The organism is Micromonospora sp. NPDC047620 (assembly GCF_043205005.1).
Taxonomy (GTDB): domain Bacteria; phylum Actinomycetota; class Actinomycetes; order Mycobacteriales; family Micromonosporaceae; genus Micromonospora.
Genome location: NZ_JBIDDG010000021.1, coordinates 72,975 through 91,245, shown reverse-complemented (window position 1 = coordinate 91,245; position 18,271 = coordinate 72,975). Strand labels below are relative to the sequence as shown.

Genomic DNA, 18,271 nt, shown 5'->3' with positions numbered 1-18,271 from the left:
CCGGTCGGCCGCCGGGTCACCGTGGGTTTCCCGCCGGCTCCGTTTAGCGAAGTCGGCAGCCACGCGTCAATAGACCTACGTGCATGAAAATGGAGGCGAACGCCGTTTCGGCCCGTCACCGTCGATGATGGTCGTGACACGTGCCGTGGTGCCAGGATGACTCGCGTAACAAGCGTTGACGTGCTGTTACGCACCCTTCCGCCGCGCGACCTGGAGGCGCTGTCGTGACCCGACCCTGCGGGGAGCCGTGACCGCCACCGCACGTGCCGGTCAGCAGCGCCCCACCACCGTCCCCGCCCAGGTGCTGCGCGCCGCCCGGACGCACCCCGACCGAACGGCGGTTGTCGACAGCCACCGCACGCTGCGCTACCGCGACCTCGTCACCGCCGCCACGAAGCTGGCCGGGGCGCTGGCCCCGACGCTGGACGCGGGCGGCGACGACGGGCGGGTGGTCGCGGTGCTGCGGCCGCGCACCGCCGACGCCGTCGTCGGGCAGCTCGCCGCCTGGTTCTGCGGCGCCGCGTTCCTCCCGCTGGACCCGGCGCTGCCGGCGGCCCGGGTCGCCCGGATCCTCACCGACGCCGGCTGCCGGATCGCCGTCACCGCCGAGGAGTACGGCGACCGGCTGCCCGCCGGGGTCACCCCGGTCCGCGCGGGCCGGGAGGAACACCTGCGGCTGCCCGACGCCGACGACCTGGCGTACCTCATCTCCACCTCCGGCTCCACCGGCCGGCCCAAGCAGGTCGAGGTCGCCCACCGCAGCCTGTGGACGGTCCTCGACTGGTACGCGACCACCTTCCGCCTCGGCCCCGGCGTGCGGACCGCCGCCTTCGCCGGGCTGGCCTTCGACGCCGCCCTGCTCGACCTCTGGGCGCCGCTGATGCGCGGCGCCACGGTGCTGCTCGCCGACGAGTCGGTGGCCCGCGACCCGGAGCGGGTGGCGGCGACGGTGCGCGAGGTCGACCACTGCTTCCTCACCACCCCGCTCGCCGAGCACCTGCTGCGCGCCGGCGCCGACACCGGCCGGCTGCGCAGCCTGGCCACGGGCGGCGACCGGCTGCGCACCTGGCCACCGGCCGACTTCGGCGCCGCCGTGCACAACCTCTACGGCCCCACCGAGGCGACCATCCTGGTCACCGCCACGTCGGACCTGCGCCGGCACACCGACCGGACCGGTCCGCCGCCGATCGGACGGCCGGTCGCCGGCGCCCGGCTGGCCCTGGCCCCGACCTGCCCCGAGGACGGCGACGAGCAGGGTGAGCTGGTCGTCGCCGGGCCGGTGCTGGCCCGTGGCTACCGGTCCGCGCCCGCCGAGACCGCCGCCGCCTTCGGCGTCGCCGACGGGGAGCGGCACTACCGCACCGGGGACGTCTGCCGGCGCGACCGCGACGGCGAGCTGCACTTCGTCGGCCGCAGCGACGGCCAGGTCAAGGTCCGCGGCCACCGGATCGAGCTGCGGGAGGTGGAGTTCGCCCTGCTCGCGATGCCCGGGGTCGGCCAGGCCGCAGCCGGCACGCTGGACCGGGACGGGCAGACGCTGCTGGTGGCCTGGGTGGTCGGCGCGGTCGACGCCGACGCCGTGCGGGACTGGCTGCGTTCCCGGCTGCCCGCCGCGATGGTGCCGCACCTCGTGCAGCGGTGCGACGCCCTGCCGCTGACCACCAACGGCAAGCTCGACCGGGCCGCGCTGCGCGCCGGCACCGCCCGGCGGCTGGCCGGCGAGCGCGGGAACGGCCGGGACGTGCCGGGGAACCGGCCGACCGAGGCCGGGACGGCGGTCGCCGAGGCGTGGCGGGCCGTGCTGGGCACCCCGCCCCGCCCCGACGACGACTTCTTCACCGTCGGCGGGGACTCGCTGCTCGCGGTGCGGCTGACCGCCCTGGTCCGGCGGGGCCTGCGGGTCGACGTGCGCGCCACGCTGCTCTACGAGCACCGGCGCTTCGCCGACTACCTCGCCGCCGTCGAGGCGCTGCGCGCCGCCGGGCCGGTCGCGCCGGACGGGGTCGGGGCGGCCCGGTGACCGGCACCCTGCTCAGCCGCCTGCTCGCCGCCGCCGACCGGCGGCCGGACGCGGTCGCCGTGCACGCCGAGGACGCCGTCGTCACCTGGGCCGGCCTGCGCGACCTGGCCGGCCGCTACGCCGCCGGCTACGCCGCGCGCGGTGTCGGCCCCGGCGACCGGGTCGGGGTGCTGCTGGAGCCCGGTGTGCACGCCGTCGCCGCCGCCGTCGGCGCGTTCGCGGTGCGGGCGGCGTACGTGCCGCTGGACCCGCGCCAACCGCCGGCCCGCGTCGCCGCGCTGCTCGACGCCGCCGAACCGGCGCTCGTGGTGGCCGGGTCCGCCCCGCCCGGGCGGCCCGTCCTCGCGCCGGCCGCCGCCGGGGCCGGGCCGGCCGCGCCCCTCACCGACACCGGCGAGCCGTCCGACGTGGCGTACGTGGTGCACACCTCCGGCTCGACGGGCGCGCCGAAGGCCGTGCAGGTGGAGCACGGCAACCTGCTCAACCTCCTCGCCGACCTCGACGACCGCGCGCCGGCGCCGGACGGGCACACCGGCACGTGGTGGACCCGCCCCTCCTTCGACGTCGCGGTCTGGGAGTGCTTCGCCCCCCTCGTACGGGGCGGGACGGTGCGGGTCGTGCCGGACGGGGCCCGGCACGACGGTGCCGCGCTCGCCGGGTTCCTGGACGCGGCGGGGGCGGGCAGCGCGTACGTGCCGCCGGCGTTCCTGCCCGAGCTGCGGGCGCTGCTGCGCGCCGAGCCGGGGGCGCTGGCCGGGCTGCGGCGGCTGCTGGTCGGCGTCGAGCCGATCCCGCGCCCGCTGTTGCAGGACATCGCCCGCAGCCGGCCGGCCCTGACCGTCGTCAACGGCTACGGCCCGGCCGAGGCGACCGTCTGCTGCGCCCTGTACGTGGTGCCCCGCGACGGCGCCGTGCCCGGCGAGCGGACCCCGATCGGCACCGCCGTGCGGGGCACCCGGCTGCTGCTGCGCCAACCCGACGGGTCGTGCCGTCCGACGGGGACCGGCGAGGTGGTCGTCGCCGGCGCGGCGGTGGCCCGCGGCTACCTGCGGGACCCGGGCGGGGAACCGGCGTTCGGCGCGGCGGCCGACGGCACGCGCAGTTACCGGACCGGCGACCTGGCGCGCACCCTGCCCGACGGCAACCTGCTCTTCCTCGGCCGCGTCGACCGGCAGGTCAAGCTTCGCGGCTTCCGGATCGAGCCGGCCGAGGTGGAGGCGGTGCTGCGCCGGCTGCCCGGCGTCCGTGACGTGGTGGTGGCGGCCCGGCGGTGGGACGGGCTCGGGGACGTGCTGGTGGCGTACGTGGCGGCGGAGCCGGGGGCCGGGCTGACCGAGCGGGCGGTCCGGGACCACGCCCGCGACCGGCTCCCCGGGTACGCCGTGCCGGCGGTGGTGGCCCTGCTGCCCCGGCTGCCGCTCACCCCGCACGGCAAGTACGACCACGACCGGCTCGCCGCGCTGCCCCTGCCCGCCGCCGGTTTCCCGACCGACCCCGGGGAACCGGTTGACGTGGTCGCCGCGGCGTCCCCGACCGACCCGGGGGAATCTGCCGACGTGCCCGACCCGGCCGACCCGGTCGGCGTGGTGCTCGACGCCTGGCGGCGGGTGCTGCCGGCCGGGGAGATCCGGCCCGGCGACGCCTTCCTGCCGCTCGGCGGCACCTCGCTCGCCGCGGCCCGGGTGGCCGCCCGGCTGACCGAGCGTACCGGCGTGCGGGTGACCTCCGCCGACGTCCTGCGCGCCCCCGACGCGGCGGCCCTCGCCGCCCGGCTCCGGGAGGCGTCGACCGGTCGGCCGCCCGGTGCCGCGCCGAGGGCCGCGATCCCGTCCGAGGTGGGGGCGCGGCGCGCGCCGCTCACCCCCGAGCAGCTCGGGCTGTGGCTGCACGACGAACTGGACCCGGGCACCGACCTCTACGTGGAGCCGGTCTGGTTCAGCACCACGGCCAGCGTGGACCGGGGTCGGCTGGCCGCCGCGCTGCGCCGGGCGGTCGCCGCCCACCCCGCGTTCGGCGCCGGGCTGCGGCTCGTCGACGGCCTGCCCGAGCTGGTGCTCGACCGGCACCCGCCGACCGTGGAACTGGTCGACCTCACCGACGGCCCGGCGCTCGACGCGGAGGTGCGGGCCCGCGCCCGCCGCCCGTTCGACACGACGACCGAGCCGCTGCTGCGCTGCGCCGTGCTCGGTTCCGGCGACCGCACCGACCTGCTGCTGGTCTGGCACCACCTGGTGGTCGACGCGTGGTCCCTGCGGCTGTTCCTGGCCGACCTGGCCCGCTGCCACGACGACCCGGCCTGGTCGCCCCCGCCGCCTGCCGCCACGCTGTGCGACCTGAACCTGCGCCGGTCGGCCCGGGTCGCCGACGCCGCCGCCCGGGAGGCCGTCCGCGCCACCGCGGCCCGGGTGCGCGGGATCGCCGGGCCGGCCCCGGTACCCGGCGGCACCGGCCGGACCGTGGTGACCCGTCCGGTGCGCGCCACGGCCCGGGCGCTGACCCGGGCGGGCGACGGCACCGTGACCGAGCTGGCCGCCGCCGCGTACGCGCGGGCGCTCGGCACGCTGCTCGACCGCGACGCGGTGGTCGTCGGCTGCGCCACCACCACCCGCCGGGCCGCCGACGAGTTCGACGTCGCCGGGTACGCGGTCAACACCGTGCTGCTGCCCTGCACGGACCTGCGGACGCCCTGGCCCGACACCCTCGGCCGGGTCCGGGCGGAGCTGCGTCGGGCGGTGGCCGAGCAGGCCCCGTTCCGGGAGGTGGCGGCCGAGGTGCTGCGGGGCACCGGCGCCCCGCCCGGTGCCTACCCGACCTGCTACCTCGACTCGGTGGAGGAGCCCGAGCTGGTCACCGGGCGGGTCACCTGGCGGCGGCGGGAGCTGCGCCGCTCCGCCAACCGCTTCCCGGTCTGCCTGACCCTGCGTCAGTACCCGGGCGGGGCGCTGTCCGTCCTCGTCGAGGCCGACGGGCGGGCGCTCACCCCCGACGCCGCGGCGGCGCTCGCCACCGCCGTCACCGACCAGCTCGACGCGTACGCACAAGGAGACCCCGATGGCACGGACGATCGCGTTGCGCCAGGTCAGCGAGGGACGGTCCGGGTGCCTGCTGACGGTTGAGTTCGCCGGCGACTCCGCCGGGCCCGGCCCCGCCGCCACCCTCGCCGAAGTCGAAGCCGAAGCCGGAGCCGAGGCCGGAGCCGAAGCCGAGGCCGGAGCCGAAGCCGAGGCCGGAGCCGGAGCCGAGGCCGAGGCCGGTGTGGACGGGGCGGCAGGAGCCGGGGCGGGGCGCCAGCCGGGCGGGCCCGCGCGGGGCCGCCGGCACGAGATCTGGCGGCTGGACCCGGTGACCAGCCTGGAGCTGCACCCGGGGCTGCCCGGCCACCGCGACCTGGCGGACGCCTGCGCGGCGGAGTTCCTCCGGCTGCGGCCCGCCGACGCCGGTCCGGTGACGGTCGTCGGCTACTGCAGCGCGGCGGTCTTCGCCCACCACCTGGCCCGCGCCCTCGCCGACGCCGGCGGGCCACCGGTCCACCTGGTCCTGGTCGCGGCGACGGTGCCCGACGAGGAGACGGTCCGCCGCGAGTACGCGGTGCTGCACCGCAAGCTCACCGGCGAGCCCGCGCCGGCCGGACCCGCCCCGCTGCTCGCCGACCCTGACGCGACCGTGGACCGGCTGCGGCACGAGCTGACCCGGCTCGCCCGCGCCTTCGCCACCGCCAGCGGGTTCGACCCGGCCGAGGCGGATACCGCGGCCGACGAGATCGCGGGCCGCTACCTCGCCTGGCTCTGGTTCCTGCTGGACGCCGCCGGCACCGGCCCGGCCCCGGTGCCGTGTCCGGTGGTCGAGGCGCGCGACGACGCGGAGGCGCTCGGCCTGCTGCGGGCGTGGCCGTTGACGGGCAGACCGCCGGCACCGGCGCAGACACCGGGGGACGAGCTGACGGGAACGGACCACGCGACCGGGGGCCGCGATGACGGGACGGCGGGGGACCCGATGACGACGGACGGACGACGGGGGACACGATGACGACGGACGGGACACGCGACGGGGGCAGCCCGGTCGCGGAGGTCGTGGCGGACGCCTGGCGCGCGGCGCTGCGGGCCGACCACGTGACGGCGGAGGACAACTTCTTCGTGCTCGGCGGCGACTCCCTGGTGGCCGCCCGGATGGCGGCCCGGCTGCGCGCCGCCCTCGACGTGCGGGTGCCGCTGGCCGCCGTCTTCGAGCATCCCACGCTGGGCGAGTTCACCGCCGCGCTGCGCGCCGAGCACGGTTCCGCCGTGGACGAGGCCGCCGCGCTCTACCTCAGCGTGCTGGCCTGCTCGGACGCCGAGGCCGAGACGATGCTCGGGCGTCTCGATGACTGACGTGCTCTCCCCGCGCCAGGCCGCGCTGCTCGCCGCCCTGCGCGCCCGGCGCGCCGCTGCCGCCGACGGGGGCGCGGCCGTGCCGGCGGGCGCGGACGCGATCATCCCCGGCGGCGGGGCCGCCGGCCGCGTCGCCTCCGCCGGGCAGCGGCAGATGTGGTACCTGGCGCAGACCGACCCGGGCGACCTGGCGTACCTGGCGCCGGTGGCGTGGCGGCTGCGCGGCCCGCTGGACCTGCCCGCCCTGAGCGCGGCGCTGGACGCGGTGGTCGCCCGGCACGAGCCGCTGCGCACCACGCTGACCGCCGAGGGCGACCGGGTGGTGCCGGTGGTCGCCGAGCCGCCGGCCGGCCTGCTGGCCGTGCTGGACCTGACCGGGCTGGCCGCGTCCGCGCGGGAGGACGAGCTGGCCGCCCGCCTCTCCGCCGAGGCGGCCACCCCGATCGACCTGGGCGGCGGCCCGGTGCTGCGGGCCCGCCTGCTGCGCCTCGCCGACACCGACCACGTGCTGGTGCTGACCGCGCACCACGCGGCGGTGGACGAGTGGTCGCTGCGGATCGTCGCCGACGAGCTGTCCGAGGCGTACGCCGCCCGGCTCGCCGGCCGGTCCGCCGAGCTGCCGGCGCTGCCCGTCACGTACGGCGACTACGCGCAGTGGCAGCGGCGGTGGCTGGCCGGGCCGGAGGCGGAGGCGCAGCGGCGCTGGTGGCGGGATCGGCTCGCGGGCGCGCCGCCGGTGCTGGAGCTGCCCACTCCCGGCCCCCGGCCCGCCGCGCCGTCGCAGGCCGGCGCCACCGCCGTGTTCCCGCTGGGCGTCCCGCCCGACGCGCTGCGGGCGCTGTGCCTGCGGCTCAACGTCACGCCGTACCTGCTGCTGCTCGCCGCGTTCCAGGTGCTGCTGGCCCGGTGGACCGGCCGGTACGACGTGCCCGTCGGCACCCCGGTGGCCAACCGGGGCCGCCCGGAGACGGAGCCGCTGGTCGGCCTGTTCGTCAACACCGTGGTGATCCGGACCGACCTGACCGGCGACCCGACCTTCGCCACCTGCGTCGCCCGGGTCCGGGCCGAGGTGCTGGCCGCCCAGGAACGGCAGGAGTTGCCCTTCGGGAGCGTGGTCGAGGCGGTGCGCCCGGCCCGGCACGCCGGGCACAGCCCGCTGTTCCAGGTGATGTTCGTGCACGCCGACGCGCCCGCGCCGCTGCGGCTGCCCGGGATCGACGCGACCTGCGTCGAGGTGCCGAACCGCACCGCGAAGTTCGACCTGACCGTGGCCGTACGCCCCGGCGCGGACGGGCCAGACGCCGTGGTCGAGTACCGCACCGACCTGTTCGACGCGGCGACCGTGGCGCGGCTCGCCGGACACTTCCGGACCCTGCTGGCCGACCTGGTCGCCGACCCCGACGTCCGGATCCGCGACGCCCGGCTACTCGCCCCCGAGGAACGCCGACGGATGCTGGTGGACTGGAACGACACCACCACCGCCGCGCCGCCGGACGACCGCGTCCACGCGCTGGTCGGCCGGTGGGCCCGGGAACTGCCCGACGCCCCGGCGGTCGCCGACGACGCGCGCACCCTGAGCTACGGGGAACTCGACGCCCGCGCCGACGCGCTGGCCGCGACGCTGCGCGCCGAGGGGATCGGCGTGGGCGACCTCGTCGGCGTCCTGCTGGAGCGGTCCGCCGCGCTGCCGGTGGCGCTGCTCGCGGTGCTCAAGGCCGGGGCCGCGTACGTGCCGCTGGACCCGACCCACCCGCCGGCCCGGCTCGGACACCTCCTGGCCGACAGCGGCGCGCCGGTGGTGCTGACCTCCGCGCCGCTGCGGCACCGGCTCCCCGCAGGGGAGGCCCGGCTGGTCGAGGTCGGCCTCGACGCGGCACCGCCGCCCGGGACGGCCCCGGCGTCCGCGCGGACGGGCCCGGACGACCTCGCCTACGTCATCCACACCTCCGGCTCGACGGGCCGCCCGAAGGGCGTGATGGTGACCCATCGGGGCGTGGTGAACTACCTGCGCTGGGCGGGCGCCGCGTACCGGCTGGGCCCGGGCGACGAGGTGCCGGTGCACTCCTCGATCGGCTTCGACCTGACGGTGACCAGCCTGCTGGTGCCGCTGGCCGCCGGCGCGACCGTCCGGCTGCTCCCCGACGACCTCGGGCCGGCGGGGCTCGGCGAGGCGCTGCGCGCGCGGCGCACGCCGTACGGGCTGGTCAAGACCACTCCCGCCCAGTTGGAGATCGTCAACCGGCAGGTCGGGGCGACCGGGGCGGCGGGCCGGACCCGGGCGTTCGTCATCGGCGGGGAGAACCTGCGCGCCGACCAGGTGGCGCTGTGGCGGGACCACGCCGCCGGCACCCGGCTCGTCAACGAGTACGGCCCGACCGAGACCGTCGTCGGCTGCGCGGTGCACGAGGTCGGCCCCGACACCGCGCGGACCGGCTCCGTGCCGATCGGTCGGCCGATCGCCAACACCACCCTGTACGTGCTGGACGACCGGCTCGACCCCGTTCCCGTCGGCGTCACCGGCGAGTTGTACGTCGGCGGCGCGGGCGTGGCCCGCGGCTACCTGAACCGGCCCGGGCTGACCGCCGACCGGTTCCTGCCCGACCCGTTCGTCGCCGAGGGCGGGCGGCGGCTCTACCGCACCGGCGACCTGGCCCGGTGGCGCCCCGACGGCGTCCTGGAGTTCCTGGGCCGCGCCGACGGGCAGGTCAAGCTGCTCGGCCACCGCGTCGAGCCCGGCGAGGTGGAGGCGGCGCTGCGCCGGCTCCGGCCGGACAGCGACGTCGCCGTCGTGCTGCGCCGCGACGACCCCGACGACCCCCGGCTGGTCGCCTACCTCACCGGCGACCCGGATCCGGCCGCGCTGCGCGCCGGGCTGCGGGCGGAGCTGCCCGGACACCTGGTGCCGGCCGCGTTCGTCGGCGTCGACGCGCTGCCGCTGACCGGCAACGGCAAGCTCGACCCGGCCGCCCTCCCGCCACCCCCGGGCGGCAGGCCCGAGCCGGCGGGCCCGGGGGACGCGCCGATGGCGCGGCCGGTCGGCGACGTCGCCGCGGCCGAGCGGCTCGTCGCCGAGGTGTGGCGGGAGGTGCTCGGCGTCGACCGGGTCGGCGCCCGGGACAACTTCTTCGACCTGGGCGGGCACTCGCTGCGGCTGCTGGCCGTGCACCGGCTGCTGGTCGAGCGGCTCGGTCCGGTGCTCACCGTGACCGACCTGTTCCGCCACACCACCGTCGCCGCGCTGGCCGGGTTCCTCGCCGGCGTCGCCGCGCCGGCGGTCCCGGCGCCGCGCGCACCCGGCAACGCGACCCGCACCGGGGCGCCGGGGGACGCGATCGCGGTGGTCGGGATGGCCCTCCGGTTCCCCGGCGCCCGCACCCCCGAGGAGTTCTGGCGGCTGGTCCGCGACGGCGTGGAGGCCGTCCGGGAGTTCCGTACCGAGGAACTGCTCGCCGACGGGGCCGACCCGGCACTGCTGGGCGACCCCGCGTACGTGCGGCGGGGCACCGAGCTGCCCGACGTGGACCGCTTCGACGCCGAGTTCTTCGGCTTCACGCCGCGCGAGGCACAGGTGCTCGACCCGCAGCACCGGCTGCTGCTGGAGTGCGCCTGGGAGGCCCTCGAACGCGCCGGCCACGACCCCGAGGCGTACCCGGGACAGATCGGCCTCTTCGCCGGTTCCGGCCGGGCCGGCTACCTGTCGGAGCACCTGCGGGACGCGCCGGAGGAGATCCGGGCGCTGGGGGAGTACCAGCTCGCGCTGAGCAACGACAAGGACTTCCTGGCCACCCGGGCGTCGTACAAGCTGAACCTGACCGGGCCGAGCGTCAGCGTCGGCACCGCCTGCTCCACCTCCCTGGTCGCGGTGCACATGGCCCGGCAGAGCCTGCTCGCCGGGGAGTGCGACCTGGCGCTGGCCGGCGGGGTGAGCGTCTTCCCGGCGCAGCGGCAGGGCTACCTGCACCACGACGGGGGGATCTTCTCCCCGGACGGGCACTGCCGCCCGTTCGACGCCGACGCCCGGGGCACCATCGCCTCCAGCGGGGTCGGCATCGTCGTGCTGCGCCGGCTCGCCGACGCGCTCGCCGACGGCGACCTGGTGCACGCGGTGATCCGCGGCTCGGCGGTGAACAACGACGGCGCCCGCCGCGCCGGCTACTCGGCCCCCGGCGTCGCCGGCCAGGCCGAGGTGGTCGCCCGGGCCCTCGCGGTGGCCGGGGTGGACCCCCGCACGGTCGGCTACGTCGAGGCGCACGGCACCGGCACCAGCCTCGGCGACCCGATCGAGGTCGCCGCGCTCACCGAGGCGTTCCGTCGTGGCACCGCCGACACCGGGTTCTGCGCGCTCGGCTCGGTCAAGGCCGCCATCGGGCACACCGACGCCGCGGCCGGGGTGGCCGGCCTGATCAAGACAGTGCTGGCGCTGCGGCACCGCACCCTGCCGCCGGTGGTCAACCTGCGCCGGCCCAACCCCGCCATCGACTTCGCCGCCAGCCCGTTCCACCTGCCGACCCGGGCCCGGCCGTGGCCGGGCGACTCCGGGCCGCGCCGGGCCGGGGTGAGTTCCTTCGGGATGGGCGGCACCAACGCCCACGTCGTGCTGGAGGAGGCCCCGCCGGCCGCCGTCGCGCCCGAGGCCGCCGAGCCGCCGGCCGGCCCGCACCTGCTGGTGCTCTCCGCGCGTACGCCCGCCGCGCTGGACCGGGCCACCGACGCGCTGCGCGCGCACCTCGACGCGTACCCCGCGCTGCGGCTGGCGGACGTGGCCGCGGGCCTGGGCCGGCGGCGGCAGATGGCGCACCGGCGGGCCGTGGTCTGCGCCGACCGGGCCGACGCCCTCGACGCGCTCGGCGACCCGGCGCGGCTGCGCACCGCCGCGACCGACGGCGACGCCGGCCTGGCCCTCGTCTTCCCGGGCCACGGCGCGCAGCACGTCGGCATGGGCGCCGGCCTGTACCGGGCCGAGCCCGGCTACCGGGCGGTCGTGGACCACTGCGCGGAACTGCTGCGCGAGCCGCTCGGGCTGGACCTGCGGGCGGTGCTCGACCCCGCGCCCGCCGGCCGGGCCGAGGCCGAGCGCCTGCTCGCCGAGCCCCGGATCAACCAGCCGGCGCTCTTCGTCACCGAGTACGCGCTGGCCCGGCTGCTGGTCGACCGGGGCCTGCGCCCCGACGCGGTGGCCGGGCACAGCCTCGGCGAGTACGTCGCCGCCTGCCTCGCCGGGGTGTTCTCCCTCGCGGACGCGCTGCGGCTGGTGTGCGCCCGCAGCCGGCTCGCCCAGACCACCGGGCCGGGCGCGATGCTCGCCGTCTCCCTGCCCGAGTCCGAGGTCGGCGCGCTGCTCGGCGACGACCTGGCGCTCGCCGCCGTCAACGCGCCCGGCCTGTGCGTCGTGTCCGGCCCGCCCGCCGCCGTGGCCGCCCTGCGCGGGCGGCTCGACCGCGACGGGGTCGAGACCCGCCCGCTGCACGCCGACCGGGCCTTCCACTCCGCGCTGCTCGACCCGGTGCTCGACGACTTCCGCGCCGAGGCGCGGCAGGTCGGCTACGCCGAGCCGACGACGACGTTCCTGTCGAACGTCACCGGCACCCCGGCGACGCCCGGGCTGGTCACCGACCCGGAGTACTGGGTGCGGCACCTGCGCGGCACGGTCCGCTTCGCCGACTGCGCGGCGCTGCTGGCCGGCCGGGGCCTCGTCGTCGCCGAGGTCGGCCCCGGGCACACCCTCGGCGGGCTGCTGCGCCAGGGCGGCGCGCGGCCCGAGCGGGTGGTGCAGGTCATGCGCCACGTCCGCGCCGACGCCGACGACCACCGCGTCGCGCTCGACGCCGTGGGCCGGCTTTGGCTCGCCGGCGTACGCGTCGACTGGTCCGCCTTCCACCCCGGGCCGCACCGCCGGGTGGAACTGCCCACCTACCCGTTCGAGCGGCAGCGGCACTGGGTCGACCGCGGCGTCCCCGCCCCGCGCACTGCCGTGCCGCCGTCCGGCGCGGAACCCGCCGTGCCGCCCGGGGCGGAGCCCGCGCCGCCGTCCGGCGCGGCGTCCGCGTCCCCTGGGGACGGCGGCGTCCCGTCCGGCGTGGACTCGCCGGAGCGGGGCAACCGGCCGGCGCTGACCACCGCCTACCTCGCCCCCCGTACCGAGGCGGAGCGGGCGGTGGCGCAGATCTGGTCCGAGCTGCTCGGCGTCGCGCCGGTCGGCGCGCACGACGACTTCTTCGCCCTCGGCGGCCACTCGCTGCTCGCCACCCAGGTCGTCGCCCGGGTGCGCGCCCGGCTCGGGGTGGCGCTGCCGATCGAGGCGGTGTTCGCCCGGCCCACCGTCGCCGGGGTCGCCGCCGCCCTGCCGGCCGCGCCGGAGCCGGCGGTGCCGCCGATCCCGCGCGCCACCGACCCCGGGCCCGCCCCGGTCTCCTCCGGGCAGCGCCGGCTGTGGTTCCTGGAGCAGGTGCACGACCAGGTCGCGTACGCGGTGCTCACCGCCCTGCGGCTGCACGGCGACCTGCGCATCGACGTGCTCGCCGCCGCGCTGACCGAACTGGTGCGCCGGCACGAGGTGCTGCGCACGGTGGTCCGCCCGGGCCCCGACGGCGGCGACCCGGTGCAGGTGGTGCTGCCCGCCGCGCCGGTCGACCTGCCGGTGGTCGACCTGGCCGCCGAGGGCGCCGACGACGCGGACCTCGCCGAGCGGGAGCGCGTGGCGCTGGTCGCCGAGGCCCGCCGCCCGTACGACCTGGAACGGGGGCCGCTGTTCCGGCCCGTCCTGTTCCGCTCCGCGCCGGGGCGGCACGTGCTCTGCCTCGCGATGCACCACATCGTCTCCGACGGCTGGTCGCTCGGGGTGATCCGGGCCGACCTGGGTGCCCTCTACGACGCCTTCGCCGCCGACCTGCCCTCGCCCCTGCCCGACCTGCCGGTCCAGTACGCCGACTACGCCCGCTGGCAGCGGGATCGGGCCGCCGCGGACTCCGCCGACCTGGCGTACTGGACCGAGCGGCTGGCCGGCGCGACGGGCGCCCTGGAACTGCCCACCGACCGGCCCCGGCCGCCGGTGCAGACCTTCGACGGGGCGGTGGCCCGGCTGACCCTGCCGCCCGCGCTGACCGAGCGGGTCCGCGACCTCGGCCAGCGGCACGGCGCCACCCTCTACATGACGGTGCTCGCCGCCGTGCAGGCGCTGCTGTTCCGCTACACCGGGCAGCGCGACATCTGCGTCGGATCCCCGGTGGCCGGCCGGGTCCGCGCCGAGCTGGAGCCGATGGTCGGCTTCTTCCTCAACAGCATCGTGCTGCGCACCACGCTGGACGGCGACTGGAGCGTCGCCCGGCTGCTCGACGAGACCCGCCACACCGCCCTGGCCGCGTACGACCACCAGGAGACGCCCTTCGAGCGGGTGGTCGACGCCCTCGACGTGCCCCGGGACCTCAGCCGCAACGCCCTGTTCCAGGTGATGGTGAACCTGCTCAACCTGCCCGAGCAGGAGCTGGCGATGACCGGCCTGCGGGTGGAGCAGCTCACCGTCGAACCCGGCACCGCCCAGGTCGACCTCGCCCTGTACGCGTACGACCGGCCGGACGGGCTGCTCTGCTGCCTGGAGTACAACACCGCGCTGTTCGACCCGGGCACCGCCGAGCGGATGCTGGCCCACCTGGAGACGCTGCTGACCGCGTTCGTGGCGGACCCGGACGGCCGGCTCGCCGACGTGGAGATCCTGACCTCCGCCGAGCGGCACCGGCAGCTGGGGGAGTGGAACGCCACGGCCGCGCCGGTCCCGGCGGTCGGGCTGGCCCGGCTGGTCGAGGAGCAGGTGGCCCGTACCCCGGACCGCCCCGCGGTCACCTTCACGGGCCGCACCCTCAGCTACGCCGAGCTGAACGTGCGCGCCAACCGGCTGGCCCGGCGGCTGCGCCGGGTCGGCGTCGGGCCGGACGTGACGGTCGCCGTGTCGATGGAACGCTCCGCCGACCTGCTGGTGGCGCTGCTCGGCGTGCTCAAGTCCGGTGGCGCGTACGTCCCGCTGGACCCGTCGTACCCGCTGGACCGGCAGCACTGGGTGCTGGACCACAGCCGCGCGGCGGCGCTGGTCACCGAGCCGGGGCTGGCCGACCGGTTCGCGGACTTCGCCGGCCCGGTGCTGCGCGTCGACGACCCGTCCCTGGCCGTCGAGTGCGCCGCCGACCCCGACCCGGTCACCACGCCCGGGCACCTGGCGTACGTGCTCTACACCTCCGGCTCCACCGGCCGGCCCAAGGGCGTGCGGGTCAGCCACGCCTCGGTGGTCAACCTGCTCACCGCGACGCGGCACGCGCCGGGCCTGACCGCCGACGACACCCTGGTCGCGCTGACCACCTTCGCCTTCGACATCTCCGTGCTGGAGCTGTTCCTGCCGCTGGTGGTCGGCGCCCGGGTGGTGGTCGCCGGCCGGGACGTCGGCTACGACGCCGCCGGGCTGGCCGCGCTGCTGCGCGCCGAGCGGGCCACCGTCGTGCAGGCCACCCCGGCCACCTGGCGGCTGCTGCTCGCCTCCGGCTGGACCGGGACGCCGGGGCTGAAGGCGCTCTGCGGCGGCGAGGCGCTGCCCCCGCCGCTGGCCCGCGACCTGGCCGCCCGGGTCGGCGAGCTGTGGAACATGTACGGGCCGACGGAGGCCACCATCTGGGCCACCACGGCCCGGATCGCGCCGGACGCGCCCGAGGTCACCATCGGCCGGCCGATCGCCAACCTGCGGGCGTACGTGCTCGACGAGGCGCTGCGGCCGGTGCCCGTCGGGGTGGTCGGTGAGCTCTGGCTCGGCGGCGCCGGGGTGGCCCGCGACTACCTCGACCAGCCGGGCCTGACCGCCGACCGGTTCCGCCCCGACCCGTACGCCGACCGGCCGGGCGCCCGGCTCTACCGCACCGGGGACCTCGCCCGGTGGCGTCCCGACGGCACGATCGAGTGCCTCGGCCGCAACGACTCCCAGGTGAAGGTGCGCGGCCACCGCATCGAGTTGGGCGAGATCGAGGCGGCGCTGCAACGGCACCCGGCGGTGCGGGAGGCGGCCGTCGTGGTGCGCGACATCGACGGCGAGCCGGCGCTGGTCGCGTACGTCGCGCCGCGCCCCGAGCCGCCGGACGAGGGGGCCGGCCGGTGGCGGGCGTTCCTGCGCGACTGGCTGCCCGACTACATGGTCCCGACGACGTACGTGCCGCTCGACGCCCTGCCGTTGACCGACAACGGCAAGGTCGACCGCCGGGCCCTGCCGGCGCCCGAGCGCGGCGGGCCGCGCGGCGACGTCGGCGCGGCGCCGACCACCCCGCTGCAGGCCGCCCTCGCCGAGCGCTGGGCGCAGGTGCTCGGCTACGACCGGGTCGGCATCGACGACGACTTCTTCGACCTCGGCGGGGACTCCTTCACGGCGATCCGGGCGCTCAGCGGCATCGAGCCGCCGATCAGCGTGCTGGACCTGTTCCGCCACCCGACGATCCGCGGCCTGACCGGGCACGCCGATGCCGCAGCGGGCGAGCCCGACCGGCTGCTGCACGAGCTGACCCCGCCCCGGGCGGCCGCGCCGGCGGTGACGGTGCTCTGCGTACCGTTCGCCGGGGCCGGCGCGGTGACCTACCAGTCCCTGGCCGCCGCGATGCCCGCGCACGTCGCGCTCTACGCCCTGCAACGCCCCGGGCACGACCTCAACCGCCCCGACGAGCCGGCCCTGGGCATGGCCGAGCTGGTCGAGCGGTGCGTGGCCGAGGTGACCGCCGGCATCTCCGGGCCGGTCCTGGTCTACGGCCACTGCATGGGCGGCGCCACCGCCGTCGAGCTGGGCCGGCGGCTGGAGGCGGCCGGAGTCGACGTGCGCCGGGTGGTCGTCGGCGGGCACTTCCCGGCACCCCGGCTGCCGGGCCGGTTCGCCCGCTGGTTCCGCCGCGCCTTCCCGATGGAGCGCTGGACCTCGAAGCGGCACGCGCTGGACTTCCTGCGGGCCATGGGCTTCTTCACCGACGTGCTCGACGAACGGGAGAAGGACTTCCTGATGGGGGTCTTCCTGGCCGACACCCGGGTCGGCGAGGACTACTACACCGACGTCTACGCCCAGGGGCTGCCCCGGCGGCTGGCCGCCCCGATCGTCTGCGTGGTGGGCACCGGCGACCGCGCCACCGAGCTGTACGAGGAGCGCTACCTGGAGTGGGGCTACTTCTCCGACTCGGTCCGCCTGCGCACCATCGAGGGCGCGGGGCACTACTTCCAGAAGCACCAGGCCACGGAGCTGGCGGACATCATCCTGGCCGACCCGCCGGACGCGGCGGTCCCCGCGCCGGCTGTCCCCGCGCAGGTCACTACCGTGCAGGCCGTCCCGACCCAGGCCGTCCCGACCCAGGCCGTCCCGACCCAGGCCGTCCCGACCCAGGCCGTCCCGACCCAGGCCGTCCCGACCCAGGTCGTTCCCGCGTCGGCCATCCCCGCGCCGGCCGTTCCCCCGCCGGTCCCGCCGGCCCGCTCCGGGCTGACCACGTTCTTCCTGGTCGCGTTCGGGCAGCTCGTGTCGCTGGTCGGCACGGGGCTGACGGGGTTCGCCCTGTCGCTGTGGGTCTACCAACGCACCGGCTCGATCTCCTGGTTCGCGCTGGCGTCGGTGCTGGCGCTGCTGCCGGCGGTGGTCCTCTCACCGATCGCCGGCGCACTGGCCGACCGCTGGGACCGCCGGCTGATCATGGTCTGCGCCGACTCATTCGCCGCCTGCGGCACGGTGGTCCTGGCGGTGCTGCTCTGGACCGGCCGGGCGCAGCTCTGGCACGTCTTCGCGGCGCTCACGGCCAGCGCGCTGGCCACCGCGTTCCAGCAACCGGCGTACCTCGCGGCGGTGACCCAGCTCGTGCCCAAGCGGTACTACGGCCGGGCCAACGGCCTCATCTCGCTGGGCACCGCGACCAGCACCGTGCTCGCCCCGCTGGTCGGCGGCGCGCTCGTGGTCGCGATCGGCCTGCGCGGCATCGTCCTGATCGACCTGGTCAGCTTCGCCGTCGCGGTCGGCATCACCCTCGCCGTACGCTTCCCCGACACCCTGTTCAAGCGGCGGGAGGAGTCGTTCGGGCAGGAGGTCCTCGGGGGCTGGCGGTTCATCGCCCGCCGGCACGGCCTGCTCGCGATGATCGTGCTGACCGCGCTGCTCAACTACTTCTTCGCCGTCGTCGAGGTGCTGGCCACCCCGCTGACCCTCTCCTTCGGCGACCCCTCCGTGCTCGGCGTGGTGCTCGCCGCCAGCGGCGCCGGGTTGCTGCTCGGCAGCATCCTGATGGGCGTGTGGGGCGGCACGGCGCGGCGGACCACCGGCATCCTGACCGGCGTGGTGCTGCTCGGCGTCGCGATGCTGATGGTCGGGCTGCGTCCGGACCCGGTCTTCCCGGCGGTGGGCCTGTTCGGGCTGGGGCTCGCCTCGGCGCTGGTCAACACGCACTGGCTGGCCATCGTGCAGGCCAAGGTGGGGCTGGAGTTGCAGGGCCGGGTGCTCTCCACCACGCTGATGCTCTCCTGGCTGATGGTGCCCGCCGGGTTCCTCACCGCCGCCCCGCTCGCCGAGGGGGTCTTCGAGCCGCTGATGGCCTCCGGCGACGTCGCTGCGGCACTCGGCGCGGTGCTCGGGCACGGGCCCGGCCGGGGGATCGCGCTCACCACCGTCGTCGCCGGGCTGTGCACCCTGGCGCTCGCCGCCGCCGGGTGGGCGTACCGGCCGATCCGGCGGCTGGAGGACGAGCTGCCGGACGCCGACCCGGGCACGGTGATCGTCAGCGACAAGGACCGCATCCAGGAACTCGCCGACCGGCGGCTGGCCGAGCTGACCGGCGCCCGCTGACGGAGCCGCCCGGGACGAGACTGGTATCGGCTGCACGGATGCCGTCGCGTCACC

5 protein-coding genes are annotated in these 18,271 nt (G+C 77.5%); all 5 read left to right on the top strand.

Annotated features, from left to right (window positions below):
• The first annotated feature begins 247 nt into the window (after positions 1–247).
• Genes ACGF5C_RS23955 through ACGF5C_RS23935 form a run of 5 tightly spaced genes read left to right on the top strand, consistent with a single transcriptional unit; the run spans position 248 to position 18,217 of the window.
• Positions 248–2,020, top strand: a complete 1,773-nt coding sequence (locus ACGF5C_RS23955) for a non-ribosomal peptide synthetase (RefSeq protein WP_393304971.1) — start codon at positions 248–250, stop codon at positions 2,018–2,020.
• Complete coding sequence (locus ACGF5C_RS23950) at positions 2,017–5,136, top strand: AMP-binding protein (RefSeq protein WP_393304969.1); 3,120 nt, start codon at positions 2,017–2,019, stop codon at positions 5,134–5,136. The genes ACGF5C_RS23955 and ACGF5C_RS23950 overlap by 4 nt, the downstream gene beginning before the upstream one ends.
• Positions 5,072–6,046 (top strand): thioesterase domain-containing protein, encoded by a 975-nt coding sequence (locus ACGF5C_RS23945; protein WP_393304967.1) that lies wholly within the window; start codon positions 5,072–5,074, stop codon positions 6,044–6,046. Before ACGF5C_RS23950 ends, ACGF5C_RS23945 begins: the two co-directional genes overlap by 65 nt.
• Positions 6,043–6,387: a phosphopantetheine-binding protein gene (locus tag ACGF5C_RS23940; RefSeq protein ID WP_393304965.1), complete on the top strand. Its 345-nt coding sequence runs from the start codon at positions 6,043–6,045 to the stop codon at positions 6,385–6,387. Before ACGF5C_RS23945 ends, ACGF5C_RS23940 begins: the two co-directional genes overlap by 4 nt.
• Positions 6,380–18,217, top strand: a complete 11,838-nt coding sequence (locus ACGF5C_RS23935) for an amino acid adenylation domain-containing protein (RefSeq protein ID WP_393304963.1) — start codon at positions 6,380–6,382, stop codon at positions 18,215–18,217. The genes ACGF5C_RS23940 and ACGF5C_RS23935 overlap by 8 nt, the downstream gene beginning before the upstream one ends.
• The last annotated feature ends 54 nt before the right edge of the window (positions 18,218–18,271 follow it).

Excerpts from the sequence above, each read along its gene's own strand:
- ACGF5C_RS23945 (WP_393304967.1), top strand. The coding sequence starts at position 5,072 with ATGGCACGGACGATCGCGTTGCGCCAGGTCAGCGAGGGACGGTCCGGG.
- ACGF5C_RS23940 (WP_393304965.1), top strand. The coding sequence starts at position 6,043 with ATGACGACGGACGGGACACGCGACGGGGGCAGCCCGGTCGCGGAGGTC.
- ACGF5C_RS23935 (WP_393304963.1), top strand. The coding sequence starts at position 6,380 with ATGACTGACGTGCTCTCCCCGCGCCAGGCCGCGCTGCTCGCCGCCCTG.